This is a genomic window from uncultured Clostridium sp. (assembly GCF_947036855.1).
GTDB lineage: Bacteria > Bacillota > Clostridia > Clostridiales > Clostridiaceae > Sarcina.
This window is the reverse complement of sequence record NZ_CAMQRY010000114.1, coordinates 1-7,193: the sequence shown is the minus strand read 5'-3', so window position 1 is coordinate 7,193 and position 7,193 is coordinate 1. Positions and strand designations below refer to the sequence as shown.

General features: G+C 25.7%; 5 protein-coding genes. 4 read left to right on the top strand and 1 reads right to left on the bottom strand.

Translation table 11 applies throughout. From position 1 onward, the window contains the following. The 3 genes from Q0V15_RS10410 to Q0V15_RS10400 all read left to right on the top strand — a co-directional run. The coding region (locus Q0V15_RS10410; protein ID WP_297438725.1) for a DUF4153 domain-containing protein at positions 1 to 1,161 on the top strand (1,161 nt) is incomplete at its 5' end. Between the two features lie 334 nt (positions 1,162 to 1,495). Continuing rightward, positions 1,496 to 2,467: an RluA family pseudouridine synthase gene (locus Q0V15_RS10405; RefSeq protein ID WP_297438723.1), complete on the top strand. Its 972-nt coding sequence runs from the start codon at positions 1,496 to 1,498 to the stop codon at positions 2,465 to 2,467. A gap of 37 nt (positions 2,468 to 2,504) precedes the next feature. After that, the gene (locus Q0V15_RS10400; protein ID WP_297438721.1) at positions 2,505 to 4,115 is read left to right on the top strand and encodes a polysaccharide biosynthesis protein; all 1,611 of its coding nucleotides are present in this window, start codon (positions 2,505 to 2,507) and stop codon (positions 4,113 to 4,115) included. 5 nt (positions 4,116 to 4,120) lie between these two features. On the opposite strand, the gene spoVB is transcribed toward Q0V15_RS10400, so the two are convergent. Then, positions 4,121 to 5,638: a stage V sporulation protein B gene (gene spoVB / locus Q0V15_RS10395; RefSeq protein WP_297438719.1), complete on the bottom strand. Its 1,518-nt coding sequence runs from the start codon at positions 5,636 to 5,638 to the stop codon at positions 4,121 to 4,123. A gap of 109 nt (positions 5,639 to 5,747) precedes the next feature. On the opposite strand from spoVB, the gene Q0V15_RS10390 reads away from it, so the two are divergent. Beyond that, entirely contained in the window at positions 5,748 to 7,019 is a 1,272-nt protein-coding gene (locus tag Q0V15_RS10390) for a PQQ-dependent sugar dehydrogenase (protein WP_297438717.1), read from the top strand. The last annotated feature ends 174 nt before the right edge of the window (positions 7,020 to 7,193 follow it).

The window sequence follows — 7,193 nt, the reverse complement described above, 5'->3', positions numbered from 1 at the left end:
AAAAAAACAGAAATTAAAAATAAAATAGGCGCAGTTATTTTAGTAAGTGGGCTGGTATTATCAGTAACCTTTAGTATATTTACAAATGAAATGTTTAGGGCAATAAATTTAGTTGCTGTACCAATAATGATTTTATATGGTTCAAAGTTATTAATTACTAAAAGTTATGATTTAACTTTAGTAAGATTTATAGGACAAGCATTAGAAAGTACTATAATAAGCCCATTACAGCGAGTATCAAATATAAGGGTATTTGATACTTTTAGAAAACGTGGAACTGTTAAAGATAAACAAAAGTACAAAGAAATAATGATAGGACTTGGAATATCAGCACCTATAGTAATAGTTTTAGCTACAATACTTAGTAGCGGAGATGAGAATTTTAAAAATATGATTTTATCTATATTCACTGTTAATTTAGATATAGATAAAAATATAATACTTGCTATTCTTGTTGCATTAATTATTTCAATGTATTTATTAGCTTATAGTAAATCAGCTAATATGCTATTAGAAAAGCAGTTTGAATCAGAAAAAAAATTAAATGTTAACTTAAGAATATTAAATACAGTATTTATAATGATTAATGCTCTTTATTTTATGTTTTTAGTATCACAATTTGTGAAAGTTGGAGATAGTTATTCAAGTAATGCAAGAGCTGGATTTTTTCAACTTATATTTGTAGTGTTTATAAATATATCAGCCATAATTTTCTTTAAGAATATAACTAAAGAAAATAAATTAACTAAAATATTATTTGCAGTAATGACACTTCTGAGTATGAATATGAGTATACGGTCAATAATGGCATTGAAATCATATGTTGAAGCCTTAGGATTCACAAGACTTAGATTTTTATCATTAGTTTTTGCGGTATTTTTACTAATAGTTTTAGTATTGTTATTAATAAATTTATTTAAGCAGTTTAAAGTTTGGAATTATATAATAATTATAGGGATAGTAATATATATAGGATTAAATTATTGTAATATGGATAGCTTGATAGTTAATTATAATACAAGTAATTTTAATGAAAGTGGTAATGTTAAAGTTTTAGATAAAGAATATTTAGATACATTATCCAATGATTATCAAAATCCTAAAATACAAAATAATACTAATAATAAAAAATGGTTTGAATTTAACTACTATAATAACTAGATATTCAAGAAGAATATATCACTTTTATTTTGATATATTCTTTTTTATTTGGATATATACATCTAAATAAAATACTCGTAAATGATATTTAAATTATAAAAACAAATCGTAAAGTTTAAATAACAAAATTGAAGTCATTTTAATATTGCTATATACTCTATAAGTAATACCACTTATAAAATAACTTTTTAGAAGCTACCCTATATTTACTTATATAAAATATACTTCGTATATTATAGTAGAAAGTGCTTTGATTATTTGACAAAAGTAGTAATAGTCGTTAATCTATAACAATGGATAAATTTAATATTAAAAGAACACAGGAGTTGAAAGTATGAACATAGAAATAGGTTTAAATGAAGCGGGTCAAAGACTTGATAAATTCTTAAGAAAACTTTTAAAAGATGTACCACTTAGTGCAATTTTTAAAGCTTTAAGAAAAGGTGATGTAAGAGTAAATGGTAAGAAACAAAAAGAAAATTACTCACTAGTATTGGGTGATTTAATAACTATAAAATACATAACAAGTAATACAAAAAATGAAACAAAAAGAAAATTTCAGACAGTTGATGTAACTAATCTTAGAACTGTATATGAAGATGAAAATATGCTTCTAGTTGAAAAATGGCCAGGAGTTTTAGTTCATGCTGATAGACAAGGAGGAGAACCTACATTAAATGACTATGTATTATCATACTTATTCAAGAAGGGAGATTATATTCCAGAAAATGAGATAACATTTACACCAGCTCCTTGTAATAGACTTGATAGAAATACTTCAGGGATTGTTTTCTTTGGAAAGAATTTTGAATCATTAAAAATGTTAAATGAAATAATTAGAGAAAGAGAAGTAGAAAAATATTACTCAGCTTTAGTTAAAGGGAAAATTAAAGATGGAAGATATGAAGCTTTTATAACTAAAGATGAAGGTATTAATAAATCACAGGTATTCCATGATAATAGACCAGATACTAAAAGAATAGTTATGGATGTTAAAGTTTTAGAAACTGATGGATTATTCTCAATGCTTGAGATTGAACTTGTAACAGGAAGAAGTCATCAGCTTAGAGCACATTTATCATTCCTTGGAAATCCAATTATTGGTGATAATAAATATGGCGATAAAAAACTTAATTCATTCTTTGAAAATAAATATGGATTAACATATCAATTCTTATATGCTTATAAGGCTGTCTTTAGAAATGTACCTGAGAAGTATGAGTACTTAAAAAATAAAACAGTAACTCAAGCATTACCACCTATATTTAAAAAAATCAGAAGAGATGTATTTAAATTTAGATTCTAGACTTTAAATAATTTTATTTACGGGGGAAAATTAAATTATGAAAGAGCAATCAACAACTAAAAGCTTTGCGATATTATCAATTGCTGGAATAATTGCAAAGCTTTTATCTCTAGTATATATTCCGGTACTAACAAGGATATTAAATTTCCAAATGGATATTTATTATGGACTATATGATATATTTGTATTTATATATGCCTTAACAAATATAGGGATGCAAACAGCAATCTCTAAGTATGTATCAGAGCTTTCAGCTGTTGGAAATCATAAAGACGCTATAAGAACATTTAAAATAGCTAGGGGATTTCTTATTGGAGTAGGTCTTTTATGTATGTTTACAATGCTTTTTGGTGCTAATTTCATAGCAAATTTCATGAAAAAACCTGAAATGGCATATGGGATAATGTTTTTATCACCAGCTATTTTAACTACATCTATACTTGCTACGTACAAGGGATATTTTCAAGGTAGAAATAATATGACACCAGTAGCCCTTGCTAGTATATTTGAACAAATTGCGAATGTTTTTATAAGTATATTTTTCGGATTTGTATTAGTAAAACTTGGGGGTATTGAACTTGGAAGTGCTGGGGCAACAATTGGAACTTCAATTGGAGCTATAATAGCAGTTTTATATCTTATATATATGTATAAAATTTTAAACCCAGAAAAAGAAGCTAGATTAACGCAAGAAAAAAGTGTGAAAAGAGTTAGAACAAAGGTTATTATAAAAGTATTAATAGCTTATGGACTACCTATAACACTTAGTTCAGGACTTCAGAATTTTGGTAATATTATAGATCTTGCTAATGTTCAGTCTAGACTTCTAGCAGCTGGATTTATGAACAGTGAGGCAAGAGAGATGTATGCTCTTCTAGGGCAGTGGAGAACTCTTATAAATATACCAATGATATTTATAACTTCATTATGTATAGCGCTTCTTCCAGTACTATCAAAAGCTAATGTTTTAAAAGATAAAATTGCTATGAAGAAAAATATTAAATTTGCTTTTAGATTAACATATGTTTTAGCTATTCCATCTACAATTGGTTTAATGATTCTTTCAAAAGAGGTTTACCAATATTTATTTGGGCGACCAAATGGATATGAAATGATGATAGTTGGTGGAATTACTATAATTCTTATGGCAATAGTATTTGTTCAAAATATAGTTCTTCAAAGTATAAATAAATTTTATTTTGTTATGTATACGCTAGTCTTTGGACTTGTTATAAAATTTATATCAAATTATATTTTAATTGCTATACCTAGTATAAATATTTATGGAGCTGTTATAGGATTTATAGTTTATTTTACAGTAGTTTCAGTTATAAACCATTATAAAATAACAAACGTTACAAAAATTAAGATAAGACATTTAACATTAATTATAAAGCCTTTTTTAGCTAGCTTATATATGGGATTTGGTATTATTGTTTTAGGAATGCTATTTACTATGTTTATTAAGATAGAAGATTTAAATACTGTAACAGGCTTACTTTATACTGCAATGCTTGTAGTTTTTGGAGTTATACTATATATTCAAGGACTTATAACATTTAAAGCGGTAAGAAAAAGTGATATACGTTCAGTATCTCCAAGGTTATATAATAAAATACCTCAATTTATAAAAAATAGACTGCAATAAGCAGTCTATTTTTTTCGCATAATAAAACGTTTTTGTCTTGTTACGGTTATTAAAAAAACAAATAATAAAATAACGAAAATAGAAATTATAAATCCTTGAAGTCTATAATCTAAAAAATTTGTATACGCTGTAAGTATTTTTAAAAGTAAGAAACTAAGAATACCGCTGAGTGAATAAATTATAATATTTACTACAGAAATTTCAATATTTATAATCTTATAAACTTCATATAAATTTAGTATAAGAGTTAACAAAGAAACTATAAACATTGTAATTGCAAAACCCATTATATTTATAGATGGGATAGATGTTAATATTAATAATAGTGAAATTTCGATAACTTCAAGTATTACAGTATTTCTAAGAATAACTTTTGGTTTATCAAGTCCATTTAATATTCCAAACATTGTATTAGCAGCAAAAACTATTGGCATAGAAATCGATGTTATCTTAATATAAAAACCAAGATCATCTCTATCAAAAAAGAACATTCCAAGAGAGTTAGGTATAAGTTGACATAGAATAGTTGTACATATTCCTACAATAAACGAAACTTTTAAAACATTTTTAATTCGCCGTATAGTTCCAGAGTAATCATTTTTGCTCATACTTTGAGATAAATCAGGAATTATAAGAGTATTTAAAGAACCTATTATTATTATTGGAAATGTTACTATTGTAAGGGCCATACCAGAATATCTACCAATTATAGCAAGTGCTTCTGAATATTCCATTCCAGAGAGCATAAGAGCCCTTGGAACTATAAGTACTGAAACCATTGAAAATGTACTTATTAAAAAGCCATTAAGACATAACGGAATAGATGTAGCTAATAAATCTTTCAATAAATGTTTAGTAGGGCGTGTATTTTTATTACTTCTTGGAATATTTTTAGTTGTATGTTTGAAATATCCATATAATAAAATTAAACTTTGAAATTCTCCAAGACAAATAGAAATATATGCTAAAAGAACTAAACTTTCTAGTTTTACACATTTAAACATTGTTAATAATACAAATAGTATTAATATCCTAACACCTTTTTCCAGTATGTCTATAAATGCTGGAAGTTTTATTTTACTTGTTCCATAAAAATACCCCTTTAAAATATTAGATAATGCTATACAAATCATAGCAGGACAGGTAACCATTATTGCTTTAATAGTCCGAGGATCTCTTACCCAAAACTCACCAATCTTTGGTGAAAGGAAAAATACAAGCACACCTATAAAAAACGCCCAAACAAAATTAAACTTAGCGACTGTTTTCATACTTTTAAATATATTATTTGATTCATTTCTAGCAGCGTATATTGCAGTAGATTTTGATATAGAAGCTACAATTCCAGCTGTCATAAGTGAAATGAATAAATTATATACTGGCATAACAAGTCCAAAAAGACCCATTCCTTCAGCTCCAAGAATTTTTGAAAGATATATAGAAAATATAAATCCGAGTACCCCTGTAGCTAAATTAGATGTTGTTAAAAGAAAAGAATTTTTGTAAAAATTATCTTTAGACATATGTCACCACCTTATTAATTTTTTATATTAAAGAATATTCTATGTAGAGTCTAAATATGCTTTATAAAAAATATATTATGTATATAGATGATTTTAAGGAGGTGTAAATATGAAATTATTAGGGAATATTTTAAAAGGAGTAGGGGGGATTCTGATAGCTGTAATATTTTATGGTGTTATAGTTAATAATATAAAAAAAGTTGAGTTTGAATATGAAGTGATTTCTAAAAATGTAAAAAATGCAGAAGATTTTATTTTTACTGATGATGGTGAAATTATTATATCTAAAGAAGATTCTTTAATAAGAATAGATAGGTTTAATAATTTTGAAAATATATTTTCAGATAAAACTATAAAATTTGGAGATTTAGCATATGATGGTGATGAATTATTTTATTTATATGGAAATAAGTTAAATAGTTATAATGTTGAAAAGGAAGTTCATAGCATATTACTAGATGATATACCTAGTTATGGTGATTATTACGATAATAAACTTTTGATAAAAGATAATTTTTTATATTTAACAGTTGGAGCTGCAACAAATTCAGGTGTTGTAGGAAGTGATAATACTTGGAACAATAATGAGAAATCAGATATAGCTAGTTATGAATTTCATTTAAGTGGTGAAAATTTTGGCGCAAATGAAACTGGACCATTTATGAGTTATGGTAAAAGTTCTAAAAAAGATCAAGAAATTAAAGAAGGGTATATTGGTAATGCTTCTATAATAAAACTTAATTTAGAAAATAAAGAATTTGAAACAATTGCTCATGGAGTTAGAAATGTTGAAGGAATAGATTTTGATAATAATGGAGATCTTTTTATAAGTAGTGGAGGAATGGAAGCAAGAGGGTATAGACCTATACACGGAGATTCAGATTATTTATATAAATTAGTAGATGGTGGTTTTTATGGTTGGCCGGATTATAGTGGGGGAGATGCTATTGATTCAGCAAAGTTTAAACATGAAGATTATAAAACACAAGAGAAGATTTTAGTGGATAATTCTAAATATCCATTAGCTCCAATTTATGAACATGATAGTTTAAGTTCACTAGGTACTATGGCTGTTGATAAAAGTGGTGATTTAAAATCTGTAAATTCATTTTTTGTATTTGACAAAAATGATAAATCTATATTTAACTTAAATATAAATGGTGAAAAAACTAAGTTTTTTGATACACTTTCTGAAAATATAGAAAAGCTTATTATCAATGATAAGAAGTTATATGTTTTGGATAGTGATAATGGTAACTTATATTCTATATTTAAATCAGATAATAAGATGTTTAGCAATAGTATTACTATACCTATTATAATAATTTTTAGTTTAATATCTTTAAATACAATCTTCTTCATAAAAATATTTTTAAAATAAAAATATATTGATTTTATATTCCATAATATGTAAACTATAGTTATTGAAATTTTAGGAGATGATAAATTTGAGGGTAAGTCCTAAAAAGTTACTTGTTAATTTAAAGTATACACAGTTAAAGGGAAATGTTTTAGATGTGAGTTTAGATGAAACTGGAATTATATATAATTTAGT